Origin of the sequence: Paenibacillus hunanensis, from assembly GCF_014645615.1 — a bacterium.
Lineage (GTDB): Bacteria > Bacillota > Bacilli > Paenibacillales > Paenibacillaceae > Saccharibacillus > Saccharibacillus hunanensis.
The window spans coordinates 341,751-361,806 of the sequence record NZ_BMMB01000001.1 but is presented as its reverse complement, the minus strand read 5'-3'; the positions used below and the strand labels follow the sequence as shown (position 1 = coordinate 361,806).

Sequence of the window (20,056 nt, the reverse complement as noted above, 5' to 3'; positions counted from 1 at the left end):
TGCCGGCAATTCGATTGAAGGAGAATGATGATGAGCACCTCACTTATGCGCTATGTACTTTTACAGCAGGACACGGAGCTTCAATATGTGGAGATGCCTGCTGATTATGCTTACCAGCTCAGCGCGCTTAATTTACGTTTACATAAGGAAATTAGCAAATTGACTGCTACGGATGTGCCGAAGCTTCCACGCGCAGTTGCTGAATGTAGTGATCTGGAGCTATTACAGGATGGCACACAAACGATCGGCGGATTAGATTATATCAATGCGCTGGAGCAGTCATTTGCCCGTCTACAGGAGCAGGAGTATCCGTTGATCTCATTGCTCACTGAAATTCGTGCGCTACAGGCGCAGCTTGAGCAGTGGTATGAAGAGTATGCGGAGCAGCAATAATACTGCCACTAATCATCTGATCTGAATAGTTAGAAGATACGAACAGCCCTGTAGAATGATCTACAGGGCTGTTTGCGTTTCGTTCCGGTTATCATTACAGCTTTGCTCTAGCTCTCTGATAGCTGATACATAGCTTGACCTGCTTACTCGCAGTTCTGGTTGCTTACATGCCGCTCCGCTTACGCATCCTTACATCGTTATAGTTAACATGTATGGCTTCATACGATGTCTTACCATAATGACGTTCAATAGCTTGTACATCCGTATCTACGCCTTGCCAGTAAGCAGAGTGTTGATTCATACCTTTTACTGTCCAGCTGCTTCCTGAGCAGAGGATGGGCGCATCGTCAGACCTACGCGACCTTTTTTCAAATCCACATTCAGTACCCACACCGTTACATTATCTCCAACAGAAACAACGTCCATCGGGTGCTTCACGAATTGCTCGCTCAGCTGGGAGATATGCACCAATCCATCATTTTTGATGCCGATATCAACAAAAGCACCAAAGTCGATAACATTGCGTACCGTGCCTTGTAGCTCCATCCCTGGCGTCAGATCCTCGATCTTCAGCACATCGGTACGGAAGATTGGCAATGGCAACTCATCCCGTGGATCGCGTCCTGGGCGCTGCAAGCTATCTAAAATATCGCGCAGTGTTGGCACACCGATATCCAGTGCTGCCGCTGTCTGCTCCACATCGACGCCTGCAAGAGCCGTTACCGCTTCGGTGCTGCCTAATTGCTCTGGCTGGATACCGAGCGACTTCAGAAGCTTCGTTGTCGCTGCATACGATTCCGGGTGAATACCGGTATAATCAAGTGGATTGTCTCCACCCTTGATACGCAGGAAGCCGACACATTGCTGGAGCGTTTTAGCACCCAGACGTGGCACCTTTTGCAGCTGCTTGCGGCTAATAAAGCGACCATTTTCCTCACGATATTTTACGATATTTTTAGCAATCGTTGCATTCACGCCTGCCACATAGGACAGCAGCGATGGAGAAGCTGTATTCACATCGACGCCGACGTGGTTAACCGCTGACTCTACAACGCCTTTAAGCGAGCTTTCCAGATTTTTCTGTGATACATCGTGCTGGTATTGACCGACACCGATTGCTTTTGGATCGATTTTGACCAGCTCTGCTAGTGGGTCCTGTACACGGCGAGCGATCGATGCTGCACTGCGCTGTGCGACATCCAGATCAGGGAATTCCTCCTGCGCCAGCTTGGAAGCAGAATATACACTTGCACCCGCCTCACTCACGATCAGATACGCAAGCTTGCGATCCTTGATCTCCTGAATCAGCTCGGCTACGAATTGCTCCGTTTCACGCGAAGCTGTACCGTTACCGATCACGATCAGCTCGATATTGTGCTCATTAATCATACGATGGAAGATTTCCGTCGCTTCACGCTTTTTGTTGACTGGTGGAGTTGGGTACGTTACCGCTACCTCCAGCAGCTTGCCTGTCTCATCAACAGCTGCTAGCTTACAGCCTGTACGGAAAGCTGGGTCAACGCCGAGCACTCTTGTTTCCTTGATCGGTGCTTGCAGCAACAGATTGCGCAGATTACCAGCAAAGATCGAGATCGCCTGGCTATCTCCCTTTTCTGTCAGCTCGGTACGTACCTCGCGCTCGATCGATGGGGCAATCAGACGCTTGTAGGCATCCTCGATTACTTCGCCCAGCAGCTTTTGTACCGCAGATGGCCCTTGAATGAGCTGCTTCTCCATATAACGATAGATCGATTCTGGAGCTACCTCCAGCTGTACCTTCAGTACGTTTTCACGCTCACCACGGTTAATTGCCAGAATGCGGTGAGGCGGCATTTTTTTCGCTAGCTCGCGATAGCTGTAGTACATTTCATACACGGATTCTTCATTGGCATTACGCGCTTCGGTCACGAGCATACCATGATCCAAGGTGTAACGTCTGATCCAGGCACGAATTGTTGCATCGTCCGAAATCTCCTCGGCAATGATGTCCATCGCTCCCTGTAGCGCCTGTGAGGCATCCTCGACGCCTTTTGCCTCATCCACATACTTAGCAGCCTCTACGAGCGCTTCTGGCGCCTTCGGCGCACTACGAATCCACTGTGCAAGTGGCTCTAATCCTTTTTCACGCGCTACGCTTGCACGTGTTTTACGCTTTTGGCGATATGGACGATACAGATCCTCGACCTCTTGCAGCTTGCTTGCATTTTGAATCGCTTTTGCCAGCTCCTCGGTCAGCTTGTCCTGCTCGCTGATGATGCGTAGCACCTCTTCTTTACGTTCCTGTAAATTGCGCAAATATTGATGGCGCTCCTCGATATCGCGAAGCTGGTTCTCATCCAGCTCTCCGGTCATCTCTTTACGGTAACGAGCAATAAATGGAATCGTATTGCCTTCCGACAGCAGATCAATCGTCGTACGAATCTGCTTTTGCGAGATATTCAGCTCATCGGCGATCTGACGTACGATCCGCTCACGTACCTGCTGCTCGCTATCTTTCGCTTGCGCTTCATGAATTACTTTTTGTTCAGACAATCTGATCCCTCTTTCCATTCTCTACTCATGCAGAGAACCCTATATCAATAGCTGTATTATCTCAAAAGTTGGGCATGATCTCAAACCATATTGATGAAGTTGCCCCATTAGACGCAAAAAACCCGGTGCAGTCACCGGGTCCACTTGCTTGCCGAAAGCCTTTTAGAAGTCCACCAGGCCGAGGCTGATCTGGAGAGAATCATGCACCCTACGCATGGTATCTTCATCCAGATGTGTGATTTTGTCAGTCAAACGCTGCTTATCAATGGTACGAATCTGCTCTAGTAAAATGACGGAGTCCCGGTCAAAACCATGAGACTTCGCGTCGATCTCCACGTGCGTCGGCAATTTGGCCTTTTGAATCTGTGCCGTAATCGCCGCCACAATGACCGTCGGACTGAAGCGATTACCGATATCGTTCTGGATCACCAGAACCGGTCTCACGCCACCCTGCTCAGAACCGACGACGGGCGATAAATCTGCAAAAAATACATCGCCACGCTTTACGATCAATGTCTACACCCCGCTAACTAAGCGGTCCAGAGTGATGTCCGCTTCTTCCTCCGCATAGAATGCTTCACTAGCAATTCTGAGATTGATCTTGGCCATTTCCATATATCCACGCTGCATCGATTCGCGGACAATCCGCTTCTTACGCTCCGTTAGATACACTTTCGTCGCCTTTCTGATTAACTCATTACGGTCGGAATTATCCAAGGCTGCGATCCCATCGATTTCCTGCAAAAGCTGATCCGGTAAATGGACCATAATCCCTTGCACGTTTTGCATGTTGTCCAACTGTCCAGCACCCCCAAAACCTTTTCAGCTATACCCCTTAGCTGTTGTAACGGCATTTTTTCATAATGCGAATCCAAGTTTATGGTCTGGCTTCATGCACAATACATAAAGCCACTTTGCTGCCCTCATTATAAACTACAACAACAGTATGAGTACAGACTTTTCATCACATTATGTAAGATTCGCTCAACATTTTCCGTTTCCTTCCACTCTGCGAAAAATATTTTAACGCAAAAGGGGGTTTAAACAGCTAACGATTTCGCCGTCACGGTAGTAGAGACGAGGGACGCGGGAAGCGATCATGCAAACCACTTCGTAATTGATAGTACCGAGCCATGAAGCAAGCTCATCAGCCGAGATGAATTCATTCTGCTGACGGCCGATTAAGACAACCTCATCGCCGATTTGGATTTCTTCTGCCTCATGGGCAAAAGATTTGAGTGATACCATACACTGATCCATACAGATCGTTCCAACGACAGGGACTCTGCGTCCGCGAAGCAGCACTTCGGCTTTTCCGCTGAGTAAGCGCGAATATCCATCCGCATAGCCAATTGGCAGTGTGACAATAACCTCTGGCTGCTCGGTGACATAACGGGTGCCATAGCTTACACCCGCGCCTGCCGGCAGCGTTTTGGTATAGACCACTCTGGTTTTCAAGACCATGACCGGGGCTAACGCTATCGCCTGCTGGTTCACTTCGGTCGAAGGATACAGCCCATACAGTGCAATTCCTACCCGAACCATCTGTGGGGATAGCTCGGGAGCATCAATCGCGGCAGCACTGTTCCCCGTATGTATGACAGGGATAGTATAGCCCATGCTTCGCACTTCACGGTCCACGCGTTGGAAGTTCTCGTATTGCATCAGTGTATAATCTTTATTATGCTCGTCTGCTCTTGCAAAATGAGTGAACATTCCTTCTACTTCCAGTGTTGGTACTGCAAACGCCTTGGCGATAAATGCAGGTGCCTGATCTGGAAATAGTCCGAGTCGTCCCATTCCGCTATCAATTTTGATATGAGCCTTGAGCTTGCGACCGGAAGGTTCCACAGACAGTCCGGCAATCGCTTCAAGCACTTCTTCTGTAAACACATTTAAAGTAACATCATACTCGTACGCTGCTGCTACCCCTTCTGGTGCCGTATAGCCCAGTACCAGAATCGGTAACGAAATGCCGTGCTGACGTAGCTCAATCGCTTCGTCCAAAAAAGCTACGCTCAAGTAGTCCGCACCGAGCTGTTCCAGCTCACGGGCTACCCCTACAGCACCATGTCCATACGCTCCTGCTTTTACACAAAGCATCAGTCTGGTTGTGTGCGGCAATGCACTCCGAAAAGCTTCGTAATTCGCCCGCAGCGCATCCAGATTAATTTCCGCTCTTGTTGGTCGATATTGCTCTTGCAATTACAGTCACCTTCTATCCGTTTTTGCCCATCCGGGCAATACAACTATGTTAATGCGGAAGCCGGATAACTGTCAATTATGAGCGACCTGCAAGATGCTATCAGATGCCATGCTAACGCTTCGAAATCGGACAATGCAGCGTACGAATTCACCGCTGATGGTGAAAAATATTCGGCATATGACATCAGCCGAAATGAAAGACATAATCCTATTATATATAACTACACCTTAAAAAGGCGAACAGCCGCCCAGCATAGGTCTGTTCGGTTTCGCCTTGTTTGTAGTATTTACCCGCTTCTTTCAGAATAGAAGCGGATATTTTGCAATTCAGAAAATTTACACAAGCGTGCTAAAGTCATCCTGAAATCATTTGTAAGCAACGACTGTGCTACAGTATTCACACTCACGGCTCTGACCTGGTGCCAGCGTTTGTGGCGCCCCGCAGCCCGGACAATCTACGGTTTTCGGTTGATTACTAGTAGATGCCTGATTCATAGGGTTTGAAGATGTCGAGGACGCTGCTTGCTGCCTTGCTCGATGATTCACATAGGCAGCTGTGCGTGGATCAAGCGGATTATGAATCGTATACGATTCATTGACTCGCTGCACTCCATTTGTACTGGAAGATATATTCACATGCATGGATGACTGTGATGACGAATGCTGAAATTGCCCATTTAGATTGTTCTGATTCCACTGCTGCTGAGCCGTCATCATTTGCTCATATTCCAATCGCGTTTGTGCCTGACTTTTGCGAATCATAGAAATTCCGAATACCATCAATATGATTCCCGGGAAACCAAACACCATTCCCAGTACAATCGCTGATCCCGGATCACTCGATAATGTACCACCTACTCCAAACAATGCAAATAACAATAAAGGAAGGGCAAAAATAATACAAACAATCCCTCCTGCAAGCATGGTCGATCTCCCCTTTTACATCATTCTATATTCTTCTATATTGTTTGAAGACAAGCCTGCTCGATCGAATAAAGAGCTATGACTTGGAAGCTGCCAGTCGAGTGTTTCGCTGACGTAAAATATCGTGTGCTGTCTGGAAATGCTGTCGCAGCTGCTCCAGCTGACGATTCATCTGCTGCTCATCTCCAGTTGGCGCCTGCATCATCCATTCACGCAGCTGACGTATTTCATCGGTGAGCTGCTCCTCTTCCTTCCATATAGCAGGGTGGGTAACCGGATCACTAAAACGTACATTTTCCTCAAGCTCAGACAGCAGGCGACTCACCTCACTACGATACGGCTCCTGCCAGCTGCGAATATGCAGACCAGCTTCGCCTAAACCCTGCCGAATATCATGAATGCTCAGCTTTTGTAGACGTTCCTGACTATCGATATAACGTTCAGACTGCATAAACCAGCTGATAAGCGCGATCACGCCAACCGCTACGACAAATGTCGTTAATTGCAGCCAGCCGTAGAACAACGCCCCTAGATTGAACAGCAACCAGAATAGAAGCGTATAGACGATGACCAGTATAGCATACAGACCAGCAGTCACAAGCTGTCCCATATAGGCAGGCACGGTAGAAGCAAAACGTTCTCCACGTAATGCTCCCCATCCAGCCAGCGACCAGAACAACGTTTCAGCTAATAATAGAGCTGCAAGCGATATCCAGAAGCGACTGTCTGCAATCAGCACATTACCGAGCAGGATAAAGCTAATGATGGTGACCAGTAGTGTCAGTCCATACAATAGAGCGATGATGGCGATACCTCGATTACGATTCATCAGGTTTGTCCCCCCTGCTCCGGCGCTGCTTGTCCGCATTCCATACAGAATTTCTGACCGGGCTGCATTGGTTTTCCACAATGATTACATGCTACCGTAGTTGGTGTACCACATGCATGACAGAAGCGCGCATCTGCTTTTAACGAAGCGCCACATTGACGACAGGGATGAGAGAGTGCCTTCCCGCAGCTGTTACACTGCACAGCACCTTCCGGATTGTCCGCACCGCAATGCTCGCATGCCAGATACGCATCGCCACAATGATGGCAGAACTTGGAGCCAGCGATGAGCGGCTGACCGCAATTGCTGCACGGCTTCGCATTTGTCGATGTGGAGTTACTGGATACACTGCTCGTGTTCACGTCCATCACACGTCCAACCTGTCCCATCAATTGACCAAGCGGGCCGCCCATGCCTACGCCCATACCAAGTCCTAACCCGGCACCCATTATACCGGACTGCATGCTACCTTCATTTTTAGCTGCACCCTCCAGCGTGTCAAAGCTGCGCTCCTGTTGATAGGTGTAACCAATAATATCCATCTCTGCTTTTTTGGCGAGTGCTTCCCGCAGTCGCTGAACGGAAACGTCCTCGTCCGGTGTATTGATGGAGTCGACATACATATTCACAACCGCAATGCCATACTCGGCGAATACAGGAGCCATACGTTCCTGTACAAAGGTAGAAATCTCACTAATGTACGCATTGATCTCCAGAATGCTAATTTTACGATGAACGAGATACGATGAAATGCACTCATTAATATTCATTAACAATAAACCGCGGAAATATCTTGAAATATCAGCCAGTTCAAACTTTGGTAATGTCCCGACCAGCTTGATCAGGAATCGACGGGAGTCTTCAATACGAATCCCCATCTGTCCAAATGCACGTACAGGCACGATGATATTATATTTCGGATCTTGAAGCTGGATCGGTGATGTGGTTCCCCACTTTACATCCAGATTGTTGACCCGGTTCACGTACCATATTTCAGCGGCGAATGGAGATTGTCCACCGAAGGGTAGATTGATCACTTTGTTTAGTAGCGGAATATTCATAGTGCTCAGTGTATGACGACCCGCCTGAAACGTATCAAACGCCTGTCCATTTTTGAACAAAATCGCTTCCTGCGATTCATTTACAACTAATTGTGTCCATGTGCTAACCTCTTCATTGGGATACTTCCACGCATACACATCCGGTGTGCCATCATATTTTACAACTTCAAATAAGGCCATTGTTCTAACCCCTTTTCTATATATGTAAATCTATACTCTATGTACGCTGGGAATGAAGCTCGCGTTCCAAAAGTAAGTGGCTTGCTTCATTTCTATTTTCTAATATGACCACAACGCTACATAGACTAACTGTAAAATCATACTTTTATTGTATAATGTCGGCTAGACTGGCTAAAAAAATAACCCACACAGCAAAAAAGAGCCTTTGCAGGCTCTTTCATACATCATTACTTTTCCATCCTAGCTCAATAGCGATAGCACGCTCACCGTTTATTATTAGGAAACCGCTTGGCAGTTCTTGCCGCCTTTATTCTTCTCGCGTTCCTTTGCCTGGCAAGCGGAGCATACACCCTGGAAGTCCAGTCGGTGATCAGTCACTGTAAAGCCGTACTCACGCTCTACACGCTTTTCCAGTGTGACCAGCCAGTCCTCCATAATCTCCTCTACATTGCCGCAGCGTGTGCAGATGAGATGGTGATGCAAATGGGGACTATTCGCTGCACGCAGATCAAAGCGTGCCGCCCCATCGCCAAAATTCACCTTTTGTACGATCTGTAGCTCATTTAGCAGATCAAGTACCCGATACACGGTCGCCATACCGATCTCCGGGAATTGTTCCTTCACGAGCAAAAATACTTCCTCTGCGCTCAAGTGATCCTTTTCATGCTCCAGCAATACCCGGATTGTCGTTTCACGCTGTGGCGTCAGCTTGTAGCCTTTGGATTTGAGTCGTTCCTTAATCCGGTCTACCTGTTCCGTCAGCACCATCATGTTCTTCACACCTTCCGGTTGATTTCATTCTTCCTGTCCAAGTAACGTTTCACAATGTCATTTTCGGTTGGGCATTTCATCATCGTCATGTATTCCAAATGGTACGGTGTAGCTAACATCTCGACACGACGTACACATCCATGTCTGCACATACCGAACATAATATAAATGGATACCGATATCTGTATATTCACGCACACGGCACAATACCGTGCCTGACTGTAAGAGAGACCATCAACACACGTAACTTGTATTTATATTTAGAATAATTATAAATATATCATATCGGAACCGCCTGTACTTGTAAATAGGAAGAAGAAAATCTGTATCGGCGCTAAAATATAGAGTGCCGCTATACCGGATTAGTTTACATTTTCACCTGTAGATTTTTTGCGAGTAGCTGTGCGAATAGCTAATTGTATGGAATATTCTCATCAATTTGCTGAGCCATCCTATCGATAGTACCTATTCCACATTATACGTTCGCGTATAGATAATGAATTCCCCTTCATCCGGTGCTTCGCTTCCAATCCAGCCAATAGGCATCCCCTGATTACGATAAATACTCAGTATATGCTCAAAATATGGATGTGGCTCCTCTAGCAACAATCTGGCTTTGGCACAATGGTACAGATCGCTGCTAATGATATCTGCCACAAGACTAGCTTCCTCGTCCTCGATATGTAGTTTGGCAGCAAGCGGAGCAATTCTTTCCTTTATAAGCTCGTAAAAATTATGCTCCTCCTCATATTCAATTAGCGCACGATTTAGCGCTCTCTGCTCATCGCTAGTCGCAGCTGGAATATCTCCTAATGCTTCTGCCGTTATATCGGGCAAATGATAATAAGGCGGCTCTATATCTTCATCCTGATAAAATTGCAACGCTTCCTGCAAATCGTTAAACAGATTCGCTGGCGTACTCATTTCTATGTAATGCTTCGGTGTCTGTGTAGCTATATCTACCATTGGAACAGACTCTTTATAGGTTCCACTTAATACATCCCCCTGCTCAATCAAGTCGATCACTTCGCGCACACGCGCTGGAAATACATCCTTAGATTGCATACGTCATCCACCCTTTCATTGGTCGTGCGCTCTTCTTGCATCATCCTACAAGCGATTAGCGCGCGTATATGGTGAGATTATAACAAATTCCACTGCACAAAAGGTTACTTTTATCGCTACATTCGCTCATCGTTCTATCGTGTCATATCCATCATATGTCGATTCGACCTTCGTCATGTAATAGCGATATGCCATAGCAAGGAGAGAACAGTGCAGAATCATCAAGCGCTCCGCAACAAGTAGATTTTACATCCGAGAGATCATTAGTTAATAAAAACATTAATTATTAATATTATAATTGACCTATCTATGAACGTTATGTTACATTCAAACTATAAACGATAGGATCTTGCAGCTACTTACTGTTGCTGTATATCTAGCTGCAAAGGCTCCGACCTGCACCACCTCCACATTGAAGATGAAAGGATGAACACCATGTCCCAAACAAGCATCAAAGCTAAAATGATTGTTGACAAATCCTTCCGTATTGCCGAGGTTGATAAGCGAATTTATGGCTCTTTTATCGAGCATCTGGGCCGTGCTGTATATGGCGGTATCTATGATCCAGGGCATCCACTCGCCGATGAACATGGCTATCGCAACGATGTAAAAAAACTGATTCAGGAGCTACAGGTTCCTATTATTCGTTATCCTGGTGGTAACTTTGTATCCGGTTACAATTGGGAGGATGGCGTAGGCCCGGTTGATCAGCGTCCGAAGCGTCTGGAGCTGGCATGGAGAACAATCGAGCCAAATGAAGTAGGTACAAATGAATTTGCGCAATGGACGCGTGAAATTGGCTCCGAAGTTATGATGGCAGTCAATCTGGGAACGCGTGGCATCGATGCTGCACGTAATCTGGTGGAATACTGCAATCATCCGGGCGGTACATATTATAGTGATCTGCGTAAGCAGCATGGCTATGCTGATCCACATGGCATCAAAACCTGGTGTCTTGGTAACGAGATGGATGGCCCATGGCAGATCGGACACAAAAATGCAGAGGATTATGGCAAGCTGGCGCTGGAAGCGGCAAAAGCAATGCGTCTGGTGGATTCCTCTATTGAGCTGGTAGCATGTGGTAGCTCCAATACAGGTATGGCTACATTCCCACAATGGGAAGCAACTACACTTGATTATGCCTATGATGAGGTGGATTTCATCTCCCTTCACCAATACTATGGCAATCAGGAAAATGACCCTGCCAACTATCTGGCTCGCGCAGTCGATATGGATCATTTTATTCATACCGTTATCTCGACCTGTGACTATATCAAAGCGAAAAAACGCAGCAAAAAGAATATGTATCTCAGCTTTGACGAGTGGAATGTATGGTATCACTCCAATGATGCAGATAGCAAAATGGACCCGTGGAGCATCGCCCCACCACAGCTGGAGGATGTGTATAACTTTGAGGATGCACTGCTCGTTGGTAGTATGCTGCTCACCTTCCTGCGTCGCGCAGATCGCGTGAAAATGGCGTGTATGGCACAGCTCGTAAACGTTATTGCACCGATCATGACAGAGACTGGCGGACGCTCCTGGAAGCAAACGATCTTCTATCCATATATGCACGCTTCGGTGTATGGTCGTGGTGTATCCCTGAAACCAGTTATCGACTCGCCTGTCTATGATGCTAAAGATTACACCGATGTGCCTTATCTGGATAGCGCTGTTGTCCATGACGAGGAAAATGAGCATCTGACGATCTTCGCTGTTAACCGTCATCTCACCGATGCGCTTGATCTGAACTGTGATGTTCGCTCGTTTGAAGGCTATGTGATCGAGGAGCATATCGTACTGGAAAATGATGATCTAAAAGCGGTCAATACAGCCGATAATGAGCAGGTGAAGCCACATAGCGGTGGTAACTCTACGCTGGATGGCGGTATGCTGACTGCACGCTTGAGCAAGGCTTCGTGGAACGTAATTCGTTTGCGTAAAGCGTAAACATACTCATTCCCATACGTCCGTACAATTTTCTATATCAATACGTAAAACCGTTTCTTCAGACTAGCCATCATATCCGAGTAATCGATATACATGGCATCCTTGTACTCAGCCCATATGACCATTCATGATCTTCATACAAAGCAAAAAGGGAGCGAAGCAATCGATCGATTACTTCCTCCCTGCTGCTTGTATCTATCTACTTAAATAGATTCAACCATAAAACAAGCATTGGATGCTGATGACGATAAGCTGGATTGGATACCCTGTAGTCTATGTAGGCTTCAAGGCAACAAGCTACAGCATAATATGCAAGCGTTATCAAAATGAGTAGAGCCGATCCGTAGCCTTCATACGAAGCCGGATCTCACTATTCTAGTGCTGCTCTTGCTTCTCCTGCTTGGGCTGGTCAACTGGCGTTGCCGTTGGGCGCACACGCTTGTCGTAATACAGTCGGAACACAATATCCTGATTGTAATTACCAAAGCCACGTCCGAACAGAGTCAGGCCACCAACATGCTCAGCTGAGGATTCCACAGCCAGTCGTAGTGTCCATTGTCGATCCCGTACATTCACTTGATCGAGCGTCACATCCGACAGCTGAATTCCATCCATAAAGGTGCCTTCACGCGTAACCTGCAAGTGCTTGAGCAGACCGTACTGGTTAATAATTTCCGGCCACCATGCAGGATTGTACTTGCCGCGCTTGTCGCCATAGTCGCCTGGGCTTGTCCATGTACCGAGCTTCACATCATTCAGGTAAAAGGTGATATCCGACGGGAAACGATCATCGGTCATCGGAGCTTCCGAGGAAATCTCCATCGACATGATCAGCTCCAGCGGATTTTCGGTGGATAGCAGGAAATTCGGGATTTTATACTCGATAAAGCCTTCGCTAAACCATAGAATTTTCGCCTGAAAACGCTCGGCATCGAAAAAGTAGCGTGTATCATCGACCTGACCGATAAACTTCTCGGTTGAAGCCAGACCACAGGTTGGCTCTGCCGCCAGATCGGTATAGTGTCCGATCGAAATCTCACTTTCATGATAGTGACGCACATGCTCTACCTTGTTAGGAAAAGCGATATTCGCTTCTTCTACCTGTAGATAGCATACCTTCTGCACGCCGCCTTTACCGGGCTGCATGTTAGTCGAGATAATCGCTGCCTTTTCTAGCTTTTTAACATGCATCGATACGATGGCGCTGGTCAGCCCAACCGCTTCTGCTAGCTCGCGAATATTCATCGGTTTATCAGCAAGCAGTTGAATGATTTTGTGCCGTACACTGCTGGCAAGGGCTTCGTACACAGGTAATGATTTGTCCGAAATATCCAGATTCATGGGCAAGCTCCTCCATTAGCGAGTGTGTAACGTTTTTATTTATCTTTTCACTATATCCTTAGGTTAACAAAAATACAAACGTTTCCCGTTGAATTTTGAAAATATCGTTATGAGATCAGGCTAATTCAAGCATTAACCTAGCTTTTACTACCAAAGGAGGCATTTTACTATGATTAACATGAATGTGAACACAACTGTAACGACCGGAACATTAAGCCGTCATCTGCATGGACAATTTGCTGAGCATCTGGGTCGTTGTATTTATGAAGGCATGTGGGTTGGCACGGATTCGCCGATCCCGAATACAGACGGTATCCGTAATGATGTACTGGAAGCGCTGCGTGAGCTGAACATTCCCGTGCTTCGCTGGCCGGGTGGCTGCTTTGCGGATGAATACCACTGGAAAGATGGCGTAGGTAAGCCAGAGGAACGCGCACGTATGGTGAATAGTCACTGGGGCGGCGTGGAGGAAAATAACCACTTTGGTACGCATGAATTTTTGCGTCTATGTGAGCTGCTGGATACAGAGCCATACATCAGTGGTAACGTAGGTAGCGGTACGGTACACGAGATGCAGCAATGGGTCGAATATATGACGCAGGACGGTACGTCTCCAATGGCAGATTGGCGTCGTCAAAATGGTCGCGATGAGCCGTGGAAGCTGACGTACTTTGGTGTAGGTAATGAAAACTGGGGCTGTGGCGGTAACATGCGTCCCGAATACTACGCGGATCTGTACCGTCATTATGCAACATATGTGCGTAACTATGGCGACAATCAGGTGTACAAAATCGCCTGTGGTGCAAATACAGACGACTACAAATGGACCGAAGTGCTGATGCGTGAAGCGGGTCATCTGATGAATGGTCTGAGTCTGCATTATTACACGATTCCATCGGGCGAATTTTTCCCGGTTAAAGGGCCTGCTACGGGCTTTGCTGCTGAAGAATGGTTCCGCACATTGAAAAATACATTGTTTATGGAAGAGCTGATCGTGAAGCATTCCAAAATTATGGATAAATACGATCCAGAGAAAAAGGTCGGTATGATCATTGACGAGTGGGGCATCTGGACGGATGTGGAGCCAGGCACCAATCCGGGCTTCCTGTTCCAGCAAAATACAGTACGCGATGCTGTCGTAGCCGGAGTGAACCTGAACCTGTTCTATAAATATGCAGATCGAATCAAAATGGCAAATATCGCTCAAATGGTAAACGTACTGCAAGCAATGGTATTGACAGAGGGCGATCGTATGCTGCTCACGCCAACGTACCATGTATTCAATATGTATCAGGTGCATCAGGATAGCGAGCGTCTTGACCTGCAATGGGAAAGCCCGGAATACGTGATGGGCGCACAATCGATTCCAAAAATTAGTGCGGCTGCATCGAAGGATGCTCAGGGTCAGGTACACATTACCGTATGTAACCTGAGTCATGACGAATCCGAAAGCTTCAGCTGTCAGATCGAAGGCGGCTCGTATACAGCTACAGGTATCGTACTGGCAGGCGATGCACTGGATGCACACAACACATTTGAACAGCCAGAGCGTGTAGCTCCAACCGAGCTGAGCGTAACGCTGTCAGCAGAAGGTGTACTGAGCTTCGAGCTTCCTGCTGCTTCGGTGGCACGTATTACATTGTCGTAATTGTACATGCTACACTCTGCTACCGTATCGACGAATATACAGTCCATCCAATAGAACTACGAAATATAGAACGATGCTATGGAAGACGATGGGATGTGCAGTGACCCGATATCCTATGAGATGTAGCAAGCAGTCGATGCGTGTAGATCCTATTTGGAATCCAGATATGATTATCGTTTATGAACATATGCGGTATATCATATGCGGTATATTCAGTTGCAGAAAGGGGGATGAGCAATGAGCGCAATTCGTCCTATGCAGGTTCATTCGGATACGAATCAAGGCTGTAAAGGCTGCAATCGCAGTCCCGTGCTATCCGAGGAAAAGATTAATCATCTCGTACAGCTTGCTATTGCTGGTAAGCAGGCTAATGAGCTTGCATCCGAAGCTGTCCAGCAGGAGCGCTTCCAGCGCTGTATGGCGTGCCCCTCTCTGCAATTCGGCACTACCTGCAAGCATTGTGGCTGTCTGGTGCATATTCGTACGCGTTTACAGGCAAGCTATTGTCCTTCACCTACCAGATCTCAGTGGGAGCAGTAACTGCTACTATCTAGGTATAAATGGTGCAAACAGCGGACATCGTCTCAGCATGTGGTGTATAATCGTTACGGGTCATATGGATGTTGATCCAGTATGACGGATGCAGCATCAACGCTGCTAAGAATCGAAACCGGAGGATAACGATGTCACCACATAAACTGGAACAATGGTTTGCAGAAGGAATATTACCAGAAGATACACTCATTGATATTTTGCATCAATGCTCGGTTGTGCCGCTGTTGTACGATGAGGGCGGACATTTAAAGTTAGAGGATTTCCATGAGCAGCTGGAAGCCCCTTTAACAGGTGAGGTTGCTGTAGCGGCAGATGCCCTTTATACGATTGTGATCAAAGCCTTTCAGCGCTATAGCGAGCCGGAAGCGTATGAGCAGCTACAGGATAGTATTAGCTTGCAGGAAGATCTGTGCATGAGCGGCATTCTTGCTGTCTCGGATTGGATCGATTGGATGGCGCGCTGTGCGCAGGGTGAGCAGACCTTACCTGAGGTTGATTTCCATAGCCTGTTCGAGGATTTGCCAGAAGGCTATATGGTGCAGGATTTCCATGATGATCTGACCTTTATTTTACAGCAGGCCGATCATGAGAAATATGCGGAAGCGCTACGACAGCAGGCTCTTTTGTACAGTCAGCTTGGCGTGAAGCAAAGTAGCTGATCGATGATACGCTTCATTTGAGGTTATAGCATTCATTTCAGGCTGTAGTATTCATTTCAGGTCATACGATTTATCTGACCAATCATAACAAAGAGACATCCTCCTTCCACTAAGGCGGATGTCTCTTTGCATTGACTGTGACTGATGCTCCTATGCTCTAGCTGATATTTCTACATGGAGAAGCAGTTCTTTTACTTTACTCTTCTATTTTAAAAGAAATCTTTCAGACAAATAAGCTATATCTGTGTCTGTATTTACATTTATATCTACATCGCATCAAGCCTTACTTTTGACGTTGAATCTTGACGGACACGGTGATTGTAGTTGTTGCAGAAGGATCATTGATCGAGCTGATTTGTAGCTGTAGACGCACAATTCGGTGCGAGGACTGCGGTAATTTTAACAGCTTGCCCGTATTATCGACGTACTCAGGATCACTGCTGGACAATATGTTGTAATGGAGACGATCACTTTGCGGTAAAGTCAGCACAGCTTGCCCTACAACCGAGTTGCCTGTGATTACCTTATGAAATGCATCAGCCGCAGCCTGTACACGATTCTGCTCTGTGCCTGCGATACGATAGATGCTATTGGCGATCTTCGTATCGCTCTGTACTACATTGCCATTCTCATCGAGATGGTATGCATTCAGACGAAGCTGATAGGTACCTGGCTGTAAAATCTGAAGCTGTGAGCTACCATCATCACCTAGGAAATTCACGATATTATCCAGTCCACTCAGCGTGTAATAGCCTGGACTGAATGTGTCCGGTGACGACTTGATCTGCTGTACCAGTGTACCAACATAATCACCATTGATCGTATATGCGTCCAGCTCCAGTGCATTGATATGATCTGGCATCAAACGGAAGGTCAGTGCTGCTGCATCCTCCTTGCCATTCAAGCGCACGATTGGATGATCGATGGTTACCTGCTGAATTCCTAAGCCCGTATCAGGCTGATCCTTACCGATATGAAGCACGAACGGCAGATGAAGGGCTGGGTAGCCGTCTGCGGTTAGCTGCACATCCCCTTCATACACTCCATCCTTTGCTGATGTGGACGGGGTTACCGAAAGGGTGAACGAAGTCGCCTGATTCGGATTCGCTTTAATGCTTCCATCTGCACCAACACCTTGAAGCACCGCTTGAATATCGTTTACATCGGGCGTAGTCACCGATGCAGCTGGATCAGATGTGACGGATGGATGCAGATTGACTTTGGCGTGATACGTGACCGCTGTGCCAGAAATGTTTTTCAACTGGAGCACCTGATCGTGTGACTTACCATCCCCCTCCATCACACCCAGTGAGGCAGATGGATTATAGTTGGTGACAGCTTTCAGGTTCAGCTTTTTATCCAGAATCGTAATATCCTGTACAGCTTCCAGTACTGCTGGCGTATTCATAGCAGCGCCGATATCCGCTCGTCCAGATCCCTGCGAGTACACATCATATTGCTGTCCCGATTCATCTACTAACGGTACCGAAGTATTCGCAAGTGCTGCTCGAATATCGAATGGTGTCCAGTCTGGATGCTCTTGCTTGAGCAGGGCTGCCATCCCGGTTACATGCGGCGTTGCCATACTCGTACCACTCTCACGAGCATACGCATCTGCATAATTGGCATTCTTAATATATTTTCCGTACGCTGGGAAGGTGGAACGAATCGACAAGCCCGGTGCAACCAGATCTGGCTTGATGTTCAGTCCTCCATCCAGATTCGGACCGCGTGAGCTATAGGAGATCAGATGATCACCTGGCACATTTTGCGCTGGATAATCCGCTCCAAAGGTAAAGGTGACCGGCTGATCATCATGCTGTAGTGCAGCCCGAGCAAGCGCACGACCATCTGCACCCTTCATATCAAAGGTTGGAATATAGTCAAAGCTATCCCGTAAAAAAGCGTTATAGCCAATATATCCATCACGACCACTAATACTTGCTGTCAGGTCGGCTTTACTGGAATCTGTAGCATTTTGATTACCATTGAAAAGAATTAAGGCTACAGCACCATGCTCCTTCGCATTCGCAATCTTTTGTACAAATGTAATGCCCCCACGAGAAGCAAGCACGACCTTACCATTTACATTTTTACCACTATAATCGGATTCATCCCCTAAGCCAACATATACTCCTTGCAGTGGCTTCGTGCCAAGGACGGAAGCGAACTGCTCATGAGCAGTCTTCCAGGCAAGCAGATGCAGATCATAGGCATGGTTGACATTATTGGACTGTTTGGTGCTGCCTGTGGTATCAGCTGGTGTGCCTGTCCCATACGTATCGTCTATAACACGAGTAGCTGCTGTTCCTGTACCATACACATCAGCTTTGACAGTCGCGCTATAGTACGTAACAGGCACAGTCGAAGCACCTACGGTAATTGCCAGCGGCGATGTTGCTGGCTCACCTAGTGAATAATAGTACGATCCCGGTGCAGCAGCATTACCACTTGCAATAACAACAGTTGTTCCACTCAATACTGCGTTGTTAACAGCAATCGTTTCCGGCGCGTTGATATCTTTATCTTCATCCGTACCGATAGACATATTAATAATATCCATATGATCCTTGACCGCGTGCTCGATACCATCGATGATCGTTGCTGTATCACCTGTATCTGCATTCGTATCAGGATCACGCCTCATGACGCGGTATACGTACAGATCTGCGCCATAAGCTACACCTTTTTGTACGACATCACTTGTCGTATTCGCAGCGCGTCCGGCAATTGTGCCGGATACATGCGTTCCATGCCAGCTCCCTGCATAGCCTGTGCCGTATACATCATCTGTAGCAGAGACAGGTGGATTCTCATACGGATCGCGATCATGATCGACTGAATCGTAACCACCCTTATACGCTTGCTTGAGATCAGGGTGATCATAATCAATTCCGCTATCCAGCACACCGATGCGAACGCCTTTTCCAGTTAAGCCTTTTGCCCATGCGTCCTGTACACCAAGAATGGATAAAGGTACGCCATCATACGTTGTACTCGTTGCAGTAGCAGCTGATTGAGGCACAGGCAATGTCGTATACGTTTTATTTTTAGAAATGGATTTGATACCTGATAGCTTGGCAAGCTTCGGAATTTGATTCGCTGGTAGTGTCATCTCTACACCATTCAGTACGGTATTGTAGCGATAATTCACTTTATACGAAATGTTCTGACTACTCGCCTGCTGTAGAATCGTATTTTGCTGCGAGGCAACCGTATTCTGGGTGGCTGTCAATTCGCTACCTGCCAGAGAATTCAGTTGATTCGCCTTCGTCGTCTGATCCTGTAGCTGAACCGCTACCGGTTGATCCGTCATTTGCACGATAACGGAGACAGGATGGCTAGAGGAAGTGTCAATATCCGGTGAAATCAGATGCTCCTGCTGTTGAATCGCTCCAGACATGGTAGCGATATTGCCTTGCTGGATCATATAAGGCGATTGCGCTGTACCCTGCGAAGCAGCAGAGGCAACAAAGGGGTCACCCACTATGCTAACCGTCAGCATAGTTATAACAGACCACATCCACAATCGATTTCGCTTACTCCCTGTGTTCAAGTTCTCTCCCTCATTCCATATGTTTGTAGTAAAGCAGTGCTATACTATCACCGTTGCTAAATGACTGAATAGAGACTTTTTTCATAGATTATATTTTTTTTGCGATACTTATTTAACGAAAACTGATTTTTATCAAACATCTAAAATCAGTTAAAAATCACCTGTATTTATCCAGTGAAAGTAATTTTTATAGCTAATATTTATTTTTGGCAAACTTGATTTTTCTCGTAAAAGCGACTTTAGAAGCATGCATTGAAATTCGATTTAGCATATCTATGCAACAACCTGGGAATTGAGAACTATTATAAAAATATAAGCATATAAAAACACCCTTTGAAAGGAGCACACTCAACGACCTGTGCACTCCCTCAAAGGGTAGAACTATTG

Annotated in this window: 16 protein-coding genes; 5 read left to right on the top strand and 11 right to left on the bottom strand. The window is 46.9% G+C overall.

Annotated elements, in window-relative coordinates; all coding sequences use genetic code 11:
* Positions 1-30: 30 nt before the first annotated feature.
* The gene (locus IEX62_RS01385) at positions 31-393 is read left to right on the top strand and encodes a hydrolase/acyltransferase (RefSeq protein ID WP_188773612.1); all 363 of its coding nucleotides are present in this window, start codon (positions 31-33) and stop codon (positions 391-393) included.
* A 306-nt stretch (positions 394-699) separates the two neighbouring features.
* Here IEX62_RS01385 and IEX62_RS01380 read toward each other — a convergent pair whose 3' ends face one another.
* The 9 genes from IEX62_RS01380 to IEX62_RS01340 all read right to left on the bottom strand — a co-directional run bounded on the left by IEX62_RS01380 (position 700) and on the right by IEX62_RS01340 (position 9,960).
* A complete protein-coding gene (locus IEX62_RS01380) occupies positions 700-2,925 on the bottom strand; it encodes a Tex family protein (protein ID WP_373289076.1) in 2,226 nt (741 codons plus the stop codon).
* 162 nt (positions 2,926-3,087) lie between these two features.
* Positions 3,088-3,438 (bottom strand): type II toxin-antitoxin system PemK/MazF family toxin, encoded by a 351-nt coding sequence (locus IEX62_RS01375; protein WP_188773610.1) that lies wholly within the window; start codon positions 3,436-3,438, stop codon positions 3,088-3,090.
* Between the two features lie 3 nt (positions 3,439-3,441).
* A complete protein-coding gene (locus IEX62_RS01370) occupies positions 3,442-3,723 on the bottom strand; it encodes a CopG family ribbon-helix-helix protein (RefSeq protein ID WP_284446173.1) in 282 nt (93 codons plus the stop codon).
* A gap of 225 nt (positions 3,724-3,948) precedes the next feature.
* The gene (gene alr, locus IEX62_RS01365; RefSeq protein ID WP_188773609.1) at positions 3,949-5,130 is read right to left on the bottom strand and encodes an alanine racemase; all 1,182 of its coding nucleotides are present in this window, start codon (positions 5,128-5,130) and stop codon (positions 3,949-3,951) included.
* A 366-nt stretch (positions 5,131-5,496) separates the two neighbouring features.
* Positions 5,497-6,054 carry a hypothetical protein gene (locus IEX62_RS01360; RefSeq protein WP_188773608.1) on the bottom strand — a complete coding sequence of 186 codons (558 nt, stop codon included), beginning with the start codon at positions 6,052-6,054 and terminating at the stop codon, positions 5,497-5,499.
* A 76-nt stretch (positions 6,055-6,130) separates the two neighbouring features.
* Positions 6,131-6,883, bottom strand: coding sequence for a hypothetical protein (locus IEX62_RS01355; RefSeq protein WP_188773607.1), 753 nt, complete (start codon positions 6,881-6,883; stop codon positions 6,131-6,133).
* The gene (locus tag IEX62_RS01350; protein WP_188773606.1) at positions 6,883-8,124 is read right to left on the bottom strand and encodes an SPFH domain-containing protein; all 1,242 of its coding nucleotides are present in this window, start codon (positions 8,122-8,124) and stop codon (positions 6,883-6,885) included. The genes IEX62_RS01355 and IEX62_RS01350 overlap by 1 nt, the downstream gene beginning before the upstream one ends.
* 276 nt (positions 8,125-8,400) lie before the next feature.
* A complete protein-coding gene (gene fur, locus IEX62_RS01345) occupies positions 8,401-8,892 on the bottom strand; it encodes a ferric iron uptake transcriptional regulator (RefSeq protein ID WP_373289082.1) in 492 nt (163 codons plus the stop codon).
* 468 nt (positions 8,893-9,360) lie between these two features.
* Entirely contained in the window at positions 9,361-9,960 is a 600-nt protein-coding gene (locus IEX62_RS01340; protein WP_188773605.1) for a hypothetical protein, read from the bottom strand.
* 435 nt (positions 9,961-10,395) lie between these two features.
* On the opposite strand from IEX62_RS01340, the gene arfA reads away from it, so the two are divergent.
* Positions 10,396-11,910: an arabinosylfuranosidase ArfA gene (gene arfA / locus IEX62_RS01335; RefSeq protein WP_188773604.1), complete on the top strand. Its 1,515-nt coding sequence runs from the start codon at positions 10,396-10,398 to the stop codon at positions 11,908-11,910.
* A gap of 375 nt (positions 11,911-12,285) precedes the next feature.
* On the opposite strand, the gene IEX62_RS01330 is transcribed toward arfA, so the two are convergent.
* On the bottom strand, positions 12,286-13,251 hold the full coding sequence (locus IEX62_RS01330) for an ArsR/SmtB family transcription factor (protein WP_188773603.1): 966 nt from the start codon (positions 13,249-13,251) through the stop codon (positions 12,286-12,288).
* A gap of 169 nt (positions 13,252-13,420) precedes the next feature.
* Here IEX62_RS01330 and IEX62_RS01325 point away from each other — a divergent pair, with 169 nt between their 5' ends.
* The 3 genes from IEX62_RS01325 to IEX62_RS01315 all read left to right on the top strand — a co-directional run bounded on the left by IEX62_RS01325 (position 13,421) and on the right by IEX62_RS01315 (position 16,113).
* Entirely contained in the window at positions 13,421-14,899 is a 1,479-nt protein-coding gene (locus tag IEX62_RS01325) for an alpha-N-arabinofuranosidase (RefSeq protein WP_188773602.1), read from the top strand.
* A gap of 237 nt (positions 14,900-15,136) precedes the next feature.
* On the top strand, positions 15,137-15,439 hold the full coding sequence (locus IEX62_RS01320; protein WP_229685547.1) for a hypothetical protein: 303 nt from the start codon (positions 15,137-15,139) through the stop codon (positions 15,437-15,439).
* Between the two features lie 143 nt (positions 15,440-15,582).
* Entirely contained in the window at positions 15,583-16,113 is a 531-nt protein-coding gene (locus IEX62_RS01315; protein WP_188773601.1) for a hypothetical protein, read from the top strand.
* Between the two features lie 283 nt (positions 16,114-16,396).
* Here the strand turns inward: IEX62_RS01315 and IEX62_RS01310 are convergent, their stop codons facing one another.
* A complete protein-coding gene (locus IEX62_RS01310; RefSeq protein WP_188773600.1) occupies positions 16,397-19,669 on the bottom strand; it encodes a S8 family serine peptidase in 3,273 nt (1,090 codons plus the stop codon).
* Positions 19,670-20,056 lie beyond the last annotated feature (387 nt).

Bases quoted from the DNA above. Each gene is read 5' to 3' on its own strand.
- IEX62_RS01385 (WP_188773612.1), top strand. From the start codon at position 31: ATGAGCACCTCACTTATGCGCTATGTACTTTTACAGCAGGACACGGAG.
- IEX62_RS01360 (WP_188773608.1), bottom strand. From the start codon at position 6,054: ATGCTTGCAGGAGGGATTGTTTGTATTATTTTTGCCCTTCCTTTATTG.
- IEX62_RS01355 (WP_188773607.1), bottom strand. From the start codon at position 6,883: ATGAATCGTAATCGAGGTATCGCCATCATCGCTCTATTGTATGGACTG.
- IEX62_RS01350 (WP_188773606.1), bottom strand. From the start codon at position 8,124: ATGGCCTTATTTGAAGTTGTAAAATATGATGGCACACCGGATGTGTAT.
- fur (WP_373289082.1), bottom strand. From the start codon at position 8,892: ATGGTGCTGACGGAACAGGTAGACCGGATTAAGGAACGACTCAAATCC.
- IEX62_RS01340 (WP_188773605.1), bottom strand. From the start codon at position 9,960: ATGCAATCTAAGGATGTATTTCCAGCGCGTGTGCGCGAAGTGATCGAC.
- arfA (WP_188773604.1), top strand. From the start codon at position 10,396: ATGTCCCAAACAAGCATCAAAGCTAAAATGATTGTTGACAAATCCTTC.
- IEX62_RS01330 (WP_188773603.1), bottom strand. From the start codon at position 13,251: ATGAATCTGGATATTTCGGACAAATCATTACCTGTGTACGAAGCCCTT.
- IEX62_RS01325 (WP_188773602.1), top strand. From the start codon at position 13,421: ATGATTAACATGAATGTGAACACAACTGTAACGACCGGAACATTAAGC.
- IEX62_RS01320 (WP_229685547.1), top strand. From the start codon at position 15,137: ATGAGCGCAATTCGTCCTATGCAGGTTCATTCGGATACGAATCAAGGC.
- IEX62_RS01315 (WP_188773601.1), top strand. From the start codon at position 15,583: ATGTCACCACATAAACTGGAACAATGGTTTGCAGAAGGAATATTACCA.